An 18,865-nucleotide genomic window follows, 5' to 3' on the forward strand; every position below is an offset into this window, starting at 1 on the left:
ATCGTGCTTTTTTAATATAAAACTGCACCACATTGCTGTAATATGAACCCGAAATACAGACGTTTTATCTTAATATTTATACTTGCCTCAAATATATACCAATGGTTTGGTTGCAGTAACGCACCTGCCGGTGCGAAAAGTGGGGGTGGTTTATTTGAGCTTCTGCCGTCATCAAAAACAGGGATTGATTTTTCGAACACATTAACCGAAGGGCTTAATACCAACGTATTGCTTTACCAGTATTTTTACAATGGGGGAGGTGTTGCGGCGGGTGACCTAAATGGCGACGGGCTTGAAGATATTTACTTTTCGGGCAATATGATCGATAATAAACTGTACATCAACAAAGGGCAAATGCATTTTACCGATGTTACAGAAAAAGCAGGGATGGGCGGTCGTTCCGGTCCCTGGAAAACAGGCGTGACTTTGGTAGACATCAACGGTGACGGCCGGCTGGATATTTTTTTATGTTATTCGGGGCACCTCAGACCTGGCAAAAGAATCCTGCAACTTTGGATCAATCAGGGCAATGATGCGACCGGGATCCCGCGGTTCAAAGAAAGCGCTACCGAATACGGTCTTGACTTCGCATCGTACGCTACCCAGGGTTACTTTTTTGACTATGATCTTGATGGTGATTTAGATCTGCTGTTGGTAAACCATAATATTGAGCGGTTGAATATCGCTGATGTTTCGACCGTTTCCGCGCTGATAGCACAACATGACGATCAGTCGGGCTTACGGCTTTTGAATAATCGTAATGGCCGCTTCACTGATGTTACACTTAGTTCGGGTATCCTGAATACGACATTATCCTATGGTCTTGCGGCCGGGATATCGGATATCAACGGCGATGGCTTGCCCGATATTTACGTATCTAACGATTATAACGTTCCTGACAGATTATACATTAATGAAGGTAACGGCAAATTCAGCGATCAGTTACGGCAACAGATCGGTCACACATCTTTTTATTCTATGGGTAACGATGTGGCAGATATCAACAATGACCTGAAGCCGGATATTTATACACTTGATATGCTTCCGGAAGATAACCAGCGTCAAAAACTTTTATTCGGCGCCGATAACTATGAAGCATTTGATTTGAACCTTCGGTCGGGCTTTCATTACCAATACATGCGCAATATGCTGCAGTTGAACAACGGTAACGCTACCTTTAGTGAAGCCGGCCAGCAAATGAGCATTTCAAATACCGACTGGAGTTGGGCACCGCTGATTGCGGATTATGATAACGACGGCTGGAAGGATATCTTCGTTTCAAACGGCTATACCAGAGATTATACAAATATGGACTTTCTGAAATTTGCCGGTGATCAGTTGCTCAACAGAAAGGTAATCAAGGAAGATCTGCTTAAACTGGTAAGCCAAATGCCGCAGTCAAACGTCAAAAATTATTTTTTTAAAAATGAGCAGGGAAGAGGGTTCAGCAATATGAGTGAACGTTGGCTAACCTCTGAACCATCAAACAGCAATGGTGCCGCTTACGCAGACCTTGACAATGACGGGACGTTGGATATCATTGTGAATAATATCAATAAACCTGCATTCATTTACAGGAACTGCTCTGCGAGTGTCAGCAAAAACCATTACCTCAACTGTGTTTTAAAAGGGGGCGATAAAAATACACAGGGAATTGGTGCCAAGGTTATACTGTATTGCGGAAACAACAGGCAGTATCTGGAACAGATGCCTGCACGGGGTTATCAGTCCAGCGTTTCGCCGGTTTTGCATTTCGGGTTAGGCCGGCAAACTGTGGTTGATTCGCTAAGGATCATATGGCAGCGCGGAAAAACACAAATACTAAAGAACCTGCAGGCCGATTGCCGGGTGGTGCTTGATGAATCAAAAGCGGTCGGCATTATTCGCCCTACAACATCACCCAAGGCAATCTTCAGAGAAAAGGAGTCTCCAATCAAGATCCATTACACAGGTGCGCCTGTAAATGATTATAAAAGGCAGCCATTGCTGGTTAACCCATTATCATTTTCCGGCCCCTGTATGGCTAAAGGAGACGTCAACGGCGATGGGCTTGAAGACATTTATGTGGGGGCGGATCAGGGTGTGCTTGGCGCTGTTTACATCCAGAAAACAAATCAGCGGTTCGAATTGCAGGTACAGCCTGCGTTCGGCCCTGCTTCAGGCAGCACAGATGCTTCCGCCATATTTTTTGATGCAAACGGGGATGGTAAAAAGGACCTGTATGTTGCCGCAGGTGGTTATGGCGATCTTGCTTCAGACGACCCTCGGTTACAGGACCGATTGTACTTAAACACTGGTAATGGCCGTTTCAGGCTGGCAGCAGGCGCTCTGCCGCGTTTGCCGGGAAGTAAAGGGTGTGTGAAGGTAGCCGATATTAATGGTGACGGCCACCCTGATATTTTTGTAGGAGGAAGGATTATACCAGGAAGGTATCCGGAAACTCCGCAAAGCTTTTTGCTCATCAATGATGGGAGGGGCCATTTTATTGACCTCACCCAAAAATATGCCGAGGGATTAAGCCGGATAGGTATGGTTACCGACGCTGCTTTTGCCGACATCAATCATGATGGCCGGCCCGACCTGGTGATCGTTGGCGACTGGATGCCAATTACAATACTGATTAACACAGGAACAAAACTGGTAGATAATACGATGCGGTATTTCGACAAAAAATACAGCGGGTGGTGGAATGTGCTTAATGTGGGTGACTTTAATAATGATGGTTATACGGATTTTTTTGTTGGCAATCTCGGGACAAACTCCCAATGCAAAGCTTCAGACAAGGAACCTGCAGAAATGTATTACCGGGATTATGATGGCAATGGGTCGGTAGACCCTATCCTTTGTTTTTACATTCAGCACAAAAGTTACCCATGTGTTACCAGGGACGAGTTGCTTGATCAGATCAGTAAAATGAGGGCGCGGTTTCCGGATTATAAAAGTTACGCCGATGCTACCATAAACGATATTTTTACGCCGGCAGAGATCCGCTCATCAGGGCACCTGGTAGCTAATTGTCTGGAGACAAGTTTATTTTTCGGCGACAAGACAGGCCGTTTAAAGAAAGCGGTATTGCCGCCGCAGGCACAATTTTCGCCCGTTTATACCATCACTGATGTTGGCGTTAAGGGTGGATTTTCTAACATCATTCTGGGCGGCAATATCACAAAAGAGCGGATTCATTTTGGGCGGTATGACGCCAGCTATGGCGTGCTGTTGCAGTGCGATAGATCCGGGAACGTTAGCTACGTCGATCAAACCAGATCGGGGTTGAATATTACCGGCGACATACGTAGCGCAGTCATGATTGGTAAGGATATGTTGTTCGGAGTAAACGGAAAGGGAGTGGTGGCTTATAAACAGAGTGTGCGATGAAAAGACGCTGTATCATCATAGCGGCTATGCTGCTTCTTATATCAAACGCATGCGTTAAGCGTGGTATTAACATAAAGCTTAGTGAACGTTCGGTTACGAGGGTAATCAACCAAATGACCGCCGTTATGGTTCATGATGTAACAAACCCACCGCTTGCCGCCAGGTTTTACGCTTATGCCTGCCTTGCCGGTTATGAGGTAGTTGTTCAGAAAAAGGGCTTAGCATCAATGAAAGGCGTGTTAAACGAATTTCCTGTTATTGCAAAGCCTGGGGGAATACAGACTTACGATGTTTACCTTAGCGCTACGCTTGCTATTTACAGGACCGCGGAAGCTCTGCAGCCCTCGGGCTATATATTAAAAAAGGATGAAGACCGGTTCGTAGATTCATGTCGGTCCGTTGGTTTTTCGGATGCTGTAATAAGTGGTTCAATGGCTTATGCCAACCTGGTCAGTAAAGCTGTATTAAACTACGCCAAGCATGACGGGTATGTAAAAATAAGTAATTACCAAAGATATACTCCAGGTTTAAAACCGGGTATGTGGAACCCCACACCTCCATCGTACATGGCACCGGTTGAACCTTATTTTTATACAGTCCGGCCGTTCACTCTCGATTCTGCCAGTCAGTTCTTTACTGGTAATCCGGTGCCGTTTTCATTAAATAAAACATCTTCGTTTTACAAACAGATGTTGGAAAGCCAAAAAAAGGGCGCTGATGATCTCTCCCGGGAAGAAATAGACGCAGCAAATTTCTGGGATTGTAATCCCTTTGCCGTGAAAGCAGCCGGGCATATGCTTGTAGGCTTAAAAAAGATCAGCCCCGGTGCGCATTGGATGGGGATATGTTCCATAGCTTGTCTTCAGCAAAAAACAGGTTTTGTTAAGGCTTTGCAAATTCATACAATCCTATCGGTCGCACTGACCGATGGGTTCATCAGTTGCTGGGACAGTAAGTATAAAACTAACCGCATCCGTCCCGAAACGGCAATTAGAGATTATCTGGACCGGTCCTGGAAGCCTTTTCTGCAGACACCCCCATTTCCGGAGTATGTTAGCGGACATTCGGTTATTTCGGCAGTGTCGGCTAATATTCTTTCCCGGTTTTTCGGAGATCATTATGGCTTTACCGATAGTGTAGAATCCAGTTATGGGATACCGCCGCGCAGGTTTAATTCTTTTGATCAGGCCGCAAGGGAAGCCGCATTGTCTCGATTTTACGGTGGCATACATTTCATGGATGCTATTGAAGAAGGGTTAATACAAGGAAAAAAAGTTGGTGACCGCGTGGCGGATAAGTTCCGGCTGGGAAGAAAATTATAATCGCATCTGTTTGTTTAAGTACATTTAGGATATAATAATGTACAATGTGTCAATTTGCCAATTGAAAAATTATTGCTTCTTTGCAGCCAGAACAGGATTACTTTATTCAACTTACGCTATTTATGAGCAATATTCTACGTGACAAAATTTTTAAATGTGTAATGATATGCCTTGCATACCTGGCAACCGGTTACAGCGTTCAGGGCCAATCTGCAGGTGTCAATCATTTGTTTTCAGTATCTGACACCGCATCAGTGCCAAAAGAGATTGAAGACCCCGAATGCATTGGCATCAATAAAGAACCGGATCATGCTACGCTTATGCCGTATGCTACGCTACAAGAAGCCTTAGCCGCAAAAAGGTCCGCCTCATCCTATGCACGCAGCCTTAACGGATTATGGAAGTTTAATTGGGTGGACTGGCCTCAGAAGCGCCCTGTTGATTTTTACAAAACCAGTTATGACGTATCGGGTTGGAAGGACATCAAGGTGCCTTCATGCTGGCAGATTGAAGGTTACGGCACACCTTATTACAGCAACTACAATTACATTTTTCAAAAAGACTTTCCAAAAGTAATGAGTACGCCGCCGGTGAATTTTACTGCCTACCAGGAGAGGAACCCTGTAGGAAGTTACCGCAGGAATTTTGAAATCCCTGCTGACTGGGACGGGCGTCATGTTTTCTTGACCTTTGATGGTGTCGACGCTGGATTTTTCCTGTGGGTTAACGGCAAGAAAGTAGGATATAGCGTTAATAGCAGGAACGCGGCTGAGTTTGACATCACAAAATTTGTTAAGCCGGGGAACAACATGGTTGCGGTTGAAGTTTACCGGTTTACAACAGGCAGCTATCTTGAAGATCAGGATATGTTCCGGTTAAGCGGAATTTTCAGGAATGTCACGTTATGGAGCGCGCCGGAGGAACACATTCGTGATTATTTCATAAAAACTACTTTTGATGATCAATTTCGCAACGCCACGCTGCATGTAAGCGCTAAGATCAGGAACTATGGCGTTAAACCTACAGCTGCCCGCAAGCTAACAATTGATCTTTATGACGGTAACAACCCGGTTAAGGGCATCAGTGCCGTAAAGGATGTTCCTTCAATAAAGCCCGGGGAAGAAATTGTGATCGGTGCTGATATACCGGTTAACGATCCTCAGAAATGGACCGCCGAAACCCCTAAATTATATACTACTGTACTAACACTTAAGAGCGGCAGTAGCGATGTTGAGCGCATTTCTGCCAAGACTGGCTTTAGGCAGGTTGAGATCAAAGGACGTATTTTTATGGTAAATGGTGTCCCGGTGAAGTTAAAAGGTGTTAACAGGCACGAGAACTGGCCGGATGACGGGCATGCAATTACGGAAGAGCAAATGATCAGGGATATTATCCTTATCAAACAAGCCAATTGCAATCATGTGCGTACCTGTCACTATTCAGATGACCCGCGCTGGTATGAGCTTTGTGATGAGTACGGAATATATTTGGTAGCTGAAGCCAATGTGGAGAGTCACGGCGCATGGGATGAATTCAATGAAGAACCGAGGATCAAAGCAGCGCTTATTGATCGGAACCGTGCAAATGTGGAGAATTTTAAAAACCATCCTTCGGTTGTTATTTGGTCGCTTGGAAATGAATGTGGTTCCGGCGGTTCAAACTTCAGGGCTATCCTCGAAGTAATTAAATCGATCGATTCATCCCGGCCCACTCATTACCAGGGGTTTGGTATAGGAGCCCAAAACCCGGCTGATATTGATAGTGAGATGTACACCCAACTGGGAGATGTAGAAAAGAATGCTAAAGACGATAAACTTACCAAACCTTTTTACCTGTGCGAATACGCGCATGCAATGTTCAATTCGATGGGCTCTGTCGACCTTTATAATGATCTTTTTGACAAGTACCCGTCTTTAATGGGTGGAGCTATCTGGGAATGGCAGGACCAGGGTATTTATAACGATCGTGATCCAAAGCATCACATTACTGCATATGGGGGCGGCTTTGGCGAGTATCCTAATGATCATTACTTTATTCATAAAGGTGTCGTTTTCTCCGACCGTTCTGTAAAACCGCATTATCCTGAATTAAAGCACGCCTATCAGTGGGTGACAATTGGCCCCGCTGATGTGCTTAAAGGTGACTTTAGAATCAAGAACCGCTATCAGTTTACAAACCTTAGCGATTTTGCAGGCAAATGGTCAATTATAGAAAATGGTGACCAGGTAGCAACCGGGATATTTAACCCCGGCGATTTGACAGCAGGGGCCGAGAAAACTTTGCACATTCCGTTTAAGTTTAAAACTAAGCCGGGTAAGGAATATTTTATCAGGCTCTCTTTTCATCTTAAGACGGCACAAAGCTGGGCTCCTGCAGGTTTTGAAGTTGCAGAACAACAGATAGTCATTCCGAATGCAAGAATGGCCGTTAAAGTAAAATCTGCAAAGGGGATATTAAAAACCTCAGACGACGGCCGGTTGATCACTATACGCGGAAATGCATTTACCGTTGTATTTGATAAATCGCAAGGCACCTTTGTGAAACTTGAGGAGAATGGCCAAAACCTGTTAACGGAAAATGGCGGGCCGCGCTTACACTTATGGCGTGCCCCACACCAGATAGATGATATGTGGGCTTACCAGAACTGGGAAAGAAAAGGGATTACAGAGCTTAAATGGAAGGTTAACTCGGCTACTTATAGCCAGGGCAATGATGGGGTCCGGATTGTTGCAAATCTATCTGCTACCGGACGTCAAAACTTCAAAGTAGATCATAAAGCGATTTATATAGTAAACAGCTCCGGCCAGATCCATGTAATCAATGAGGTAAGTACCAGCGATTCCTCAATCGCGCTTGCAAGGATGGGTGTCCGCATGCTTTTGAACAAACAACTGGACAAGTTTGATTACTATGGAAGGGGCCCGATGGAAAACTATGGCGACCGTAAAAGCGGCGCTGATATCGGCCATTATGTTAGTACCGTCAGCCAGCAACTTACGCCTTACGAGAAACCAATGGAATGTGGTAACCACGAAGATGTTAGATGGGCAAATTTACGCGGAAATGCCGGTATGAAGATCAATATCACCGCAGATACGGCTTTAATGCAAGTTTCTGCACTTCCGTACACTGATGAAGAAATGGCGCCTGTGGCATACAAGATTGATCTGCCGGAAAGTAAATGTACCGTATTGACTATCAGTCATAAAACTTTAGGCGTGGGGTCTAACGGCTGCGGGCCAAGACCGTTGGAACAATATCGTGTTTATGGTAATCATACCAAATTTAGCTATGATATCAACCTTTAAGATGTAATCTATATCTATACCAGCAATGCAATAGAGGCCGCTCTGACTAAGAGCGGCCTCCCTGTTTTTAGGTCCATATACCTATTCATAGGTAAAGGGAATTGAACAACACTTCTAATCAATCCTGTTGTTTGTTTTTATTCGCTTCGCAAACTTGACTGGATTTGCCAAAGCTGCTCTTACAGATTGATAGCTAATAGTTGCAAAGGCTATCATGATAGCAACTATGCCTGCCATCAGCAGCACCCACCATTGCACGCTGATTCTGAAAGCAAAATCAAGCAGCCATTGATTCATGGCTTACCATGCCACAGGTAAGGCTATTATTGCGGCTATTATCACCAGTTTTAGGAAGTCTTTTGAAAGTTCGGTTACTATCTGGCGGATGCTGGCACCAAGCACTTTACGTACCCCGGTTTAGATATAAGCTGGATGGATTTGTTGTTGTAATTTGTTGATTTCATTGCGCTTGCCATAAATTAAAAGAGGACGCAGTTATCATAAAATGTGAAGTGTATTTTAACAGATCACCAGTGTTTTAATACCAAGTAAATCTCCCAATTTCATGATTTTTGAGGCTATATGGCCTTTTCCTACTGCGCAATGGTGCGCCGGGCCTTGTTCATTCCATTTTTCAACAAACTCTACTGCACCAATAGGAAAACGGTAGCGGCTATTTGTATTACCTATTTCAAGAATTGGACCGGGCACGCTTTCAGCTTCAGCTACTAAAAATATCAGTTTTCCTTCAGCTGTTTCAACGACAGATAGCAACGTTACCTTTCCGTGAGCCACCGACATTTCTACTGAAAGGCCCTGACCAACTTTTCCATGATACAACTGTAAGGGTTTAACCTTTACCTTACCTTCGGCTATGCTGGGGTGACAAGGGCCATCATGACCCATCAATACAACGTTATCGTTAAAATCCATTGCATAATATTCAGTAAATGAGCCACCTGCACCAAAAATATCCATAATTTTCATCGCCTGCACGTTTTTTACCTCGTATTCTCCTGCAACTGGAACCCCCCTGGCAGTGAGCATGGAATTCCCAAGTATAACAGAACTCATGGTATCCTCATTAGCTTTTACGCCTACGCCTTTTTGGTAATAAGCTAATGAACCTAACTGGTATTTCTCAATCAACTTGTCTAACGCCACAGCAGTAACTGCAGCTCGTGTCAATTCAGTTGAAACGCAATCTGGCTCAATTTGAAATACTCTTTCAAATTCGGTCATTTTACTAACTGTTTCCTCCCTGGTCACATTTTCTCTTATACCTGTTAGTTCATCAACTTCTATAATTTCTATATGGCCACCAAATGTTGTACACTGAAGACGCAAATTTGAGTATATATCCAACATTCCGGAATAGTAATTACCCATAAGCCCCATAACATTTGTTGACATGACATGAGCAACATTTGCGGCTTCAATCCATTCTCCCGCTTTCTGCCACACTTGTATATCATTTAATGTTCCGGTAATTTGATGAAACGGAATACCCGCACTTTTTAGCACGCTTGCAACTTCGGGTACAGGGCAACTGCCACAATAAGCCAGCCATTCCGCGGTCATGCTTGCGCGATCCTGAAGCTGGTTGAAAGTGTTATAATCAATAGCAGCCTCCGGACTAAGGTTTAATATAATAACCGGCACTTTAATTTTTCTGACAACGGGTAAAACTGTAGACGATAATGCATAAGTGGTTGCGTACAAGAAAACGAGGTCGACGTTTGCACTTCTAAAGTCAATCCCGGCCTGAAAGGCTTTATGGGCATCATCGATAAGGCCTGCGTTAATTATTTCTGCTCCAAATTTACCCAGATGTGCGAATGCCGTTTCAAGGTAACCCGATAAACGATCTTTCAAACCCGGAAACTGTTGCCAATAGGTATTTAAGCCAATCCCAAACAACCCCACCTTAAGTGCCGGCTTATCTAAATATTTTTTTTCCATATAAACTATCCTGTTATAATTACAATCAGTATGTATAAAATTTTTTTAAAAAGGATTTCAGATTTTAAAATTCATCTGGTAATGAAATGACTATCTAAACCTGCCAAAATAGGTTGGTTTTCTTGTTCAATTGTGAGCTATTTGACAATTGATTTATCGTTTTTGATTTAATTTGAATTGTTGATGTATGTAGTAAAACTTTGGAGAATATTAATCATTGCGGTCGCTTTCAAAAGCAGCCGATTTGTTTAACTGTTTACGATATTCTAATGGTGTGATACCGGTTCTGTTTTTAAAGAGCCGGCAGAAGTAGAAATAGGACTCAAACCGTAAATCATTTGCAATCCATTTGGTCGACAAAGACGGATCACCTAAAAGACTTTTTGCACGCTCAATCTTTAATTGTAGGAAATATTGCCCCGGCGAAAGGCCTGTATGTGCCTTAAATGCTTTACGAAACCACGAATAACCAACCTGTAATTGATCAGCAGCTATTTCAGGCGAAAAATCTTCATTTATATTGGATCTAAAAAGTAAAAGAGCCTTATGAATGATGGGGTTTTTAATATCCACAGCTATGGCACCTTGCCTTATAATTGCATGGCAGCTGCCTAAAAGTGAAAGCGCAGCACCTGAAATGTCGGGCTGGTAACCGGGGTTTTCAGTTTTAGTTTGCTCAATAATGTAATTAAAAAGATCGAAGGCCCTTTCGTTATATCCAATAAACAAACAGGGAGATTCCCTTTTGAAAAAACCATGTGAAATCAGCCTGTCTATAATTTCACCTTTTAATCCTATCCAGTACTCGTCCCAGCCGGTAGCAGTGCTCGGTTTATACCGATGCCGCTCGTTTGGAAACAGCAGGATGATAGTCCCGGCCCGAACATCTACAACACCTGTGCTGTCAGATTCAAAAATTCCTTTACCTGCTGTAATGTAAATTATTTGGTACTCATTTAATACCCTTCCTTTTTTCCAGTTAAATTTATGGTGGCCGGGATGATCAGAAACAGGGTAGGCGCTATCCGCTTTTACGCGTGTACACCCGACATTAACCACAGACAGTCCCCATCGCGTATCTTCATCACTTATTGGCAAATATTTGTAGTAATTGATCATATACAAACATTATGAGTAATACAATTTTAGGGTTCCTGCTTTCCCTTGTTTTTATTAAGATATACTATTAGCCCAAAATAATGCATAAAGCATATTAAGTAATTATTTCTTTATTGTCGTTCTTAAATACAAAACTTCATCGGTTGGTTCAATGAAACCCTGGCCTCTGTTGTTACCTTTCATAGCTCCCTCAAACGCACTATTTTTAGCTGAACTGGCTAAAAAGCCGTAATACCCTGTTGCAGAAGCGGTTTTAAGTACAATAGCATACTGGTTTCTCTTTTCAACTTTTATTAAAGGATTAATAATTAATTTTTTGGGTGACCATCCAATGTTTGACGGTGAGACCGATTTCATGAACAATGGAGTGGATGAATGTATATTGCCGTTGTTTAATTTATATATAATTATTTCCAGGGGTTTGTCGGGGCGGTTATTCTGAAAAACAGTCAACATGAGTTCTTTAAGCGTGCCATTGCGATCAGGTATAAACGTTTGTGCAATTTGTGCATCTTTGTCAACCTTTCGTTTAGAAATAAAGGGGGTGTTTTCAGCCAAATCTGGTTTCAATCCTGGAGTAGGGTGGTTCAATACCCGGGTTTTCTGGTATACTTCTGCACACTGCAGCGGTTTGATGCTCCCATCCGGATTGAACATTAAAGGTGCCCAATAGTAATTTGCAAGTGCTTCATTTTTTGCCGCATTATTCCACAAGTCACTACCATACAAAAAAACCTCATCTGCATTGATTTTTATAGTAGAGACAAATGATGGTTGACCGCCACAAGAGTTGTCACTGATAGAAATTCCTTCACTCCACGGGCCTAAAGGGGTGGGTGCAGTGCGGTAGGAAGTACCAGTCCCGGAGCAATAGCCGCAATTCGGGTCTGAATAGGTTAAATAATAACGCCCCTTTCTTTTAAACAAACCCGGGGCCTCGGTAGAGCCTGGCGTTACCATTTTTACGCACTCTCCTGTACCTGTTAAATAATCGGTGCTTAATCGTTCAATAACAATTGTACCTTTTGTGCGCCAGTCGGTATAGGCAATATAACCCTGGCCATCGTCATCAATAAATAAATCGTGGTCGCCATTATTAAGTCCTTTGGCAGGTTTATCATTATTTACAGCGAGGTTCGGCTCGGCCACCTCAGTAAACGGACCAACCGGCGATTTACTTGTAAATACTCGATAGCCAATTATATTGTCATAAACGTTGATCCACAGAACGTAATTGTTGTTTTGTTTGTTGAATACAACGTGCGGGCGAAAACATCCATAAGTTTTACCGTCGCACCGGTCTTGCCAAAGTGCCGTCTGCGCATCAAAAAGGAAACCCCGGTCGGTCCATGTAACAAGATCCTCGGATGAATACACTTTGAAGCCACAGAACGGTGCTCCTTGGTTACCCCATTCAAAACCGCAATCGTAACTTGTTCCATATAAGTAATATGCTCCATCAAAATGGGCTATTTCACCGTCATGCGCATCTATAGCTTCTCCAGCCTGGGTAATACGGCTGATTTGTCGCCCTGTTTTGTCAAAGTTTATAATCTGGCCGGAAGCTTCGATATATGAGTTGAGCAAAATTGATAAAGCTATGTACAGCCATGATAGCCTGAACGTCTGAAAAAATCTCATCTTATAAAAGCAATAAATGGTTGGAAAACCAGGTTTAAGCAGCCAAAGTTAGAATTCGAGAGCAATAGCCCACTGTCCTGGATGGTTGTTTGTTTGTCTTTTTTGATAAATCATTAACTGGTGCGGGCAACAGGATTTACATAGCTGTAAAGGTTTTTTATGGTAATTTAACCAAACTTTATATCAAAAAGGTTAAAAGTAAGTTGGTAAAGTTTAACCACCTGAAAATACTTTTATCATAAATTTGGTTCTACATTTAATGAGTGCCTCAATTATTGTTTTAACCGCATTATACCAATTGATCTAATTTAATGAAATGATTAAAACCAAAGCCATCCTCATCCAATTCATTTTGCTATTTTCAATGAATCTGTGCCTGATATGCTTGTCTGTGCCGGCAATTGCCGGAACCAATTACTTTCAGGTTATAGACAATGGAAAGATTAAGATCGTACTCAACTGTAACAATAAAGCAAGTGTTGTGGCAATGTATGTTAACGGAAGGAAAGTAATTGACGCACCGGATGGTATGTATACTGCTATTAGCCATGAGGGTAAAAAATTCACATCGCTGCATCTGCTTCAAAAGCCTTCTTGTAATCAAACAAAAAACAATATTGTAATCAAAAATATTATTTACGGCGATAAGGAACTGACCGTTTCAGAAACCTGGACCTTTCAAAAAAAAGGCAATAGTTTGGAGTGGAAAATCGCACGGAAGTTTTCTGACCAGGCTTCTATCGACATAAGTGCTGCACCGGTTATCAATTTCACAAGTATTAAAACATGGGATGGTGCCTTTCAGGGATATGGCGGCCTGGCTTGGTTTTATCTTTTTAATGAGAAGCCATCCAGCTATGGCGTACATTCTAAATCATCCAGCTTTTGGAGGAATGGCGATCCCAACGGATTGAATATCAGCGTCAGTTCTCCAGGTAATGAAGTAGCGATGACCTATAAACGGACTAAAGAAGACCGGTTGGCTTATAGTATCGCTGTATCCCGCCAGCAAATTGTTCCGCTAATGGATAAGGGCACCCAAAGGCGGCTGTTTGTAAGGGGCGAGGCGCCTGTTTGGGCTCCTGTTGTTGCCACAGGCGCAACCAATCTTACCATAACTTTTGCTTATGTAAACACCGCGCAGCGAGATGATCGCGGAAAATTAGCCGGAGTAAACGGTGCTCAGGTAGGTGCAGTTTTAAACACTATAGCACGTATCGGCGTGATCGACTCTCTGCATTACGGCGGCAATAGTTGGGCAACTCCTTATGGCCCTATTTGCCTCCACGAACAGTACATCGCACAACTTGGTTTAGGCATTAACGACCCCCGGTACCTTAACGGATACAAGGCCTGCCTGGACTTTTATCGTGATCATGCGATAAAACAGGATGGCAGGGTTTATTCGCGTTGGGCTTATACAAATGAAGATGCTGCACCAGGGCAGTATAATGAATATGGGTTTTACGAAGCGCAATGGGGAACGCTAATGGATTCCAACCCTGATTATGTAAGTAATGTTGCCGATCTTTTTGACCTGACCGGGGATAGGAGATGGGTACGTGGCCAGCAACAGGCTTGTGAAAAAGTGCTGGATTGGATACTCAGACGAGACGAGAACCATAATGGCTTGGTAGAAATGATGAACGGTAATCAGGACGAACGTAAAAGCAGTGATTGGATAGATATTGTATGGGCATCATATGAAAATGCCTTTGTTAACGCCAAATTATACTATGCATTAAAGAAATGGGCTGCTGTTGAAAGTATACTTGGCGACCAGGTAAAAGCAAAAACGTATGCCGGTTTAGCCATACGGCTCAAATCAAGTTTTAACAAACCAACTGATCAGGGAGGGTTTTGGGACGAGCAGAACAAATGTTATGTTCATTGGAGAGATAACAAAGGTGCCATACATGGGCGTAATATGGTTACACCGGTGAATTTTATGGCCATAGCTTATGGGATTTGCGATCAGCAGGATAGGAAAGGGCAAATCCTGGATGCTATTGAACGCCAAATGCAGCAGGAGAACCTTTTTTTCTGGCCGCTTACTATGACATCATACGAGCCGGGCGAACTTCGGAAGGACCAGTTGCCTTTCCCGAATTACGAAAATGGAGATCTGTTTCTTTCATGGGGATCAATCGGTGTCGCCGCTTATGCCAAATATCGTCCTGAAATTGCCTTGAAGTATGTGAGAAATGTTTTGAACCAGTATGGAAAAGACGGGTTGGCATTTCAGCGTTACAGCAGAAAGGATCAGTCTGGCAAGGGGGACGACATCTTATCAGGTAACAGCCTAGCGATAGTAGGTTTGTACCAGTCTTTGTATGGAGTGAACCCGCTGTATAACCGATTGTTGATTGATCCACATTTGACATCTGAACTAACGGGAAGCAGGCTAAAGTATCGTTATCATGAACAGTTACTCGAAATCAGCCTTGACAAAGAAGAATATGCTGTATCAAACGGAAGAGTGGAATTGCGGTCCAAAACCCGTTTCGGCTTTGCTGTGAACGGCAATGTACTTAGTTATTTTAATGATAACCATGAACAGCCTGATATGCAGATAAGCGGCGCCGGAAAGTTACAAGCTACTGTTGACACCTGGACCGATCAAACAAAGACTTTCAATATCATTTATCAAAATGGGTACAAGCGGCCGGTTACATGCCATATTATGCAATTACGGCCGCACACAACATACAAGGTGTCAATCAATCATAAACAAATCAGTACAATTGAAAGTGATGAGAAAGGTCATATTACTTTAATCAGAAAGCCATCAGCCACAAAAGATCGGGTCAGTATAACGTTTCCGTAAGAAGTCTTTCATAAAGCAATTGACCTGGAACTGGTCGGCCGTTTGTGTTTTAGTAAATGGAATTATTGGCATGTACGGTGGCGGGCCAAATTCGGTTGTAAATGTCAAAAGGGGTTGCCCGGTTGCTTTATTTATAGCTACAATGCGGTCCCACCATCCCAAGAAAGATTCAAAAGCATATTGCCATTCGGGTGCCCTTGGGTCTGGAACCTGTGGGCCGTTTTCATAACCTATTCGTGCATGCACATGCCGCGTTCTGGTAATAGCCTCTTCTACTATAGGTCCAAAATCATTCAGCATACTTTCCGTTACACATGTCCAGTGGGAAAAATCCGCGGTGATATGGTAATCTTTCCGTTTGTTGAAAAGTATTTGTGACATCTGCGGCGAATAGCCGATTCGCCCGCGGTGAGTTTCGTGAACCACCTGTATACCTGTTTTGACCGAAAAATTAGTTGCAATGTCAATTAGTTGTATTTGCTGGTCGAGCGTAAACCAGTCACGGCCCGTATGCGAGTTGATTAGCAGTGGTTGTGGCTCAGCACATTCTTTTAAACTTTTAAGGAATGATAATTTAAACTCGTCAAAGGTTTCGCCATGAGCCTGATGCTGATGAGCAATTATGGGCATCTCATGCCGTTGCAAGTAATCAAACAGCAGTACTTTATCTTTTTTGTTTTCAGGAATCCAGGTATCAATTCCATCAAAAGCATACTGTCTGATTTTTTCCAGAAACAAAAAAAGGGGCATATGTTCATGACCCCACAATGGGCTTAAAATTTTTATTTCCACATCTGTTGCAAAAGAATTATCTCAAGAAGACCCATGTTTTGATTTAAAAAATAAACCGGTGCGTTAAGAAACGCAACCGGCTATTATTAACCAACTAAAAACGGAGAAAGATGCTGCTGATAGTTGTTTTGAACCGGGGGCAGAGCTTAAGTAAATCTGCTAACTCTGCTGCTTTGGCTATAGATAAGCGGCGTTTGTTGCTCGTTATTAAGTAAATCCCCTATGTTCAATGCATGAACTTGCTCATCTGTCAAAATATTTTGAATGCCGTTGTACGTATTACCATCAGGCATATAAGCACAGGTCATAGCCCTTCTGAACCCTGAAGTCATATTGGCATTCGCTCCATGAATAGTGAGGCCGTTATGAAATGAGCAGCTACCCGCCTTCATGGTTGCCGCTACCGAGGGCATATGCCGCATATTAGGATAGTATTCAAAAATCGAATCCATGTTCTTTCCAATTCCCGGGTTCTCAAACCCAGTGAGTTTATGGGATCCCGGCACAAAAAATAAACATCCGTTTTCCAATGTAGCATCATCCAGCGCTATCCAGATAGATAATGCTTTCCGATCCGAGAATGACCAGAAAGGAGTATCCAGGTGCCATGAGGTAGGGTTGGCCCATGGTTTTTTGAATAGGGCCTGGTCATGCCATATTCTGATTCCGTCTACACCGGCTAACCTGGCCGCCATTTGACCGATTGCCGGGTTAAACATCAGCTCCTTTACGCTATCGTCCGTTTGCCACAGATTGATCATCTGATCAAAAACTTTACTGAAGTATTCCGCGTCGTTATTTATTCCATCATCCTCGCCAACCTTTCCTGCCTTTCCTGGTATTTTTAGTCCTTTACGCTGAGCAATAGCCTTCATCACGGTGTCACGCCATTGGTCAAGTTCTTCGGGATCAAGAAAGTCTTCGATAACTACAAAACCATTTTCCTGATAGAAATCGATTTGTGCCTGATTGATGGATGTATTCATATATCTTGTTTAGGATGTTATAGTAGCGTAGCAAACCTAAACAATAACATGATAGACCCTTTTTTCAAAAAACAACTATCTTTTATCCCTTTTGATAAATAGCAAACATTACAATGAAGTAATTATCACTCTATATATTTTGCTTTGATCGAAAAACTGCAGCGTCACTGTAATGCTTCTTCCTATTAATAATCGAGTTAAATGTCAAAAAGTACAAAAATGAAATACAAAACGAAATAAAAGGATGGTATATAACCGTTAATTTAGAGGATGTGTTATAAACCATTGGTTAGTAGTTTCTGATAAGATCAGTATTTTAAAGTAAGGCATTGAAAAAGAACTTTTTTAAGTATCTCAACATAACTTCAGTAGAAGAAAGATGGGGGATGTATGTCACCACAGTAGGATACTCAAAAGTTGATCCGCACGACAATTATCCCAACCAGGAACATCCCAGTAGCCATCACCTAACCTGGAACAGGGGGAGGATTTTGCATGATTACTATGTGGTGTTCATATCAAAGGGAAAAGGTGTTTACGGCTCAGCACTCACCGCGCCTGCTGAACTCATAGAAGGTACTTGTTTTTTTTTATATCCCGGCGTTTTGCACCGCTATAAACCAGACCCTAATGTTGGATGGGAAGAATATTGGGTAGGTTTTAATGGTGTTTATGCGCAGCAATTGATGCAAAGCGGTTTTTTTAATGCTGATGCCCCGTTTGTCTATCTCGGCTTGAATAAAGACGTTCTTATTCTATTCAGGGCCCTTATCGAATGTACGCAGGCGTCTTTGGTTGGCTACCCTCAGCAAATAGCAGGAATTACTATGCAGATACTGGGCCTGGTTAATAATACAGCTATGCATCATGAACTTGCTGATGACCCTGTAGGCAGGTTGATAACGAAAGCAAAATTTATTATGCAGGAATACCTGGACGGACCGATGGATATGGAAGCTGTAGCAAAGGAGGTAGCTATGAGCTATTCTATGTTCAGGAAAGCTTTTAAAAACCTTACCGGAGTTTCGCCAAATCAATATCATCTTAGTTTGCGTTTGGAGCGTGCACAATATTTGCTTACGACGACAATTTTAAATATTTCAGAGATTGCTGATCAAACCGGCTTTGAATCGGTTTTTTACTTTTCTAAGTTATTCAAGAAAAAAAAAGGAATTTCACCTCTTTTGTACCGTAAAAACGCTGAACAGGAATCAGCGAACCAGTAGCATAGTTTCAGTATTAACTAATCAAATATATTGCTGCTCGGTATTTATTGCTAAAAATAATTAGCGCCACCTGCTGACTAACCTGCCCATCAGGTTAAATAATTTGACATCGATTTGTCAAAATGCGCAAATAAATGTCCAAATCAGACATTCCGCTGAACAGCCCTCTTCGATAACTTTGATTTAACCATTATTAAATCTTGCCTTCTGTTTAGCATAAGGGCGAATTATAAAACTTACTGCAACATGAAACCTATCACAGGAATTTCAAGCGTGCTATATAACGGCCACAGAGGTGTCTTAAACA

At 42.6% G+C, this 18,865-nt stretch carries 11 protein-coding genes; 5 read left to right on the forward strand and 6 right to left on the reverse strand.

The annotated features are described in order from the left end of the window. Nucleotides 1–42 precede the first annotated feature (42 nt). The 3 genes from ACFQZX_RS05705 (at nucleotide 43) to ACFQZX_RS05715 (ending at nucleotide 8,005) form a co-directional block, all read left to right on the forward strand. Nucleotides 43–3,375: a VCBS repeat-containing protein gene (locus ACFQZX_RS05705; protein ID WP_377112413.1), complete on the forward strand. Its 3,333-nt coding sequence runs from the start codon at nucleotides 43–45 to the stop codon at nucleotides 3,373–3,375. Next, nucleotides 3,372–4,697 carry a vanadium-dependent haloperoxidase gene (locus ACFQZX_RS05710; protein ID WP_377112415.1) on the forward strand — a complete coding sequence of 442 codons (1,326 nt, stop codon included), beginning with the start codon at nucleotides 3,372–3,374 and terminating at the stop codon, nucleotides 4,695–4,697. Before ACFQZX_RS05705 ends, ACFQZX_RS05710 begins: the two co-directional genes overlap by 4 nt. A gap of 122 nt (nucleotides 4,698–4,819) precedes the next feature. Next, complete coding sequence (locus ACFQZX_RS05715; protein ID WP_377112417.1) at nucleotides 4,820–8,005, forward strand: glycoside hydrolase family 2 TIM barrel-domain containing protein; 3,186 nt, start codon at nucleotides 4,820–4,822, stop codon at nucleotides 8,003–8,005. A 114-nt stretch (nucleotides 8,006–8,119) separates the two neighbouring features. Here the strand turns inward: ACFQZX_RS05715 and ACFQZX_RS05720 are convergent, their stop codons facing one another. The 4 genes from ACFQZX_RS05720 to ACFQZX_RS05735 form a co-directional block, all read right to left on the reverse strand. Next, nucleotides 8,120–8,302: a hypothetical protein gene (locus ACFQZX_RS05720; RefSeq protein ID WP_377112419.1), complete on the reverse strand. Its 183-nt coding sequence runs from the start codon at nucleotides 8,300–8,302 to the stop codon at nucleotides 8,120–8,122. Nucleotides 8,303–8,524: 222 nt separating this feature from the next. Further along, nucleotides 8,525–9,967: an arabinose isomerase gene (locus tag ACFQZX_RS05725; protein ID WP_377112421.1), complete on the reverse strand. Its 1,443-nt coding sequence runs from the start codon at nucleotides 9,965–9,967 to the stop codon at nucleotides 8,525–8,527. Between the two features lie 210 nt (nucleotides 9,968–10,177). Further along, nucleotides 10,178–11,086 (reverse strand): AraC family transcriptional regulator, encoded by a 909-nt coding sequence (locus ACFQZX_RS05730; RefSeq protein ID WP_377112423.1) that lies wholly within the window; start codon nucleotides 11,084–11,086, stop codon nucleotides 10,178–10,180. 102 nt (nucleotides 11,087–11,188) lie between these two features. Then, the gene (locus ACFQZX_RS05735; protein WP_377112425.1) at nucleotides 11,189–12,727 is read right to left on the reverse strand and encodes a family 43 glycosylhydrolase; all 1,539 of its coding nucleotides are present in this window, start codon (nucleotides 12,725–12,727) and stop codon (nucleotides 11,189–11,191) included. 316 nt (nucleotides 12,728–13,043) lie between these two features. Between ACFQZX_RS05735 and ACFQZX_RS05740 the strand changes: the two genes are divergently transcribed. Further along, a complete protein-coding gene (locus tag ACFQZX_RS05740; protein ID WP_377112428.1) occupies nucleotides 13,044–15,554 on the forward strand; it encodes an alpha-L-rhamnosidase-related protein in 2,511 nt (836 codons plus the stop codon). On the opposite strand, the gene ACFQZX_RS05745 is transcribed toward ACFQZX_RS05740, so the two are convergent. Together ACFQZX_RS05745 and ACFQZX_RS05750 are read right to left on the reverse strand one after the other, a co-directional pair. After that, entirely contained in the window at nucleotides 15,516–16,292 is a 777-nt protein-coding gene (locus tag ACFQZX_RS05745; protein WP_377112430.1) for a hypothetical protein, read from the reverse strand. The two genes, ACFQZX_RS05740 and ACFQZX_RS05745, sit on opposite strands and share 39 nt — an antisense overlap. A 200-nt stretch (nucleotides 16,293–16,492) precedes the next feature. Beyond that, complete coding sequence (locus tag ACFQZX_RS05750; RefSeq protein WP_377112433.1) at nucleotides 16,493–17,332, reverse strand: phytanoyl-CoA dioxygenase family protein; 840 nt, start codon at nucleotides 17,330–17,332, stop codon at nucleotides 16,493–16,495. 329 nt (nucleotides 17,333–17,661) lie between these two features. Here ACFQZX_RS05750 and ACFQZX_RS05755 point away from each other — a divergent pair, with 329 nt between their 5' ends. After that, nucleotides 17,662–18,558, forward strand: coding sequence for a helix-turn-helix domain-containing protein (locus ACFQZX_RS05755; protein WP_377112435.1), 897 nt, complete (start codon nucleotides 17,662–17,664; stop codon nucleotides 18,556–18,558). Nucleotides 18,559–18,865 lie beyond the last annotated feature (307 nt).

The organism is Mucilaginibacter litoreus (assembly GCF_042676805.1).
GTDB lineage: Bacteria > Bacteroidota > Bacteroidia > Sphingobacteriales > Sphingobacteriaceae > Mucilaginibacter > Mucilaginibacter litoreus.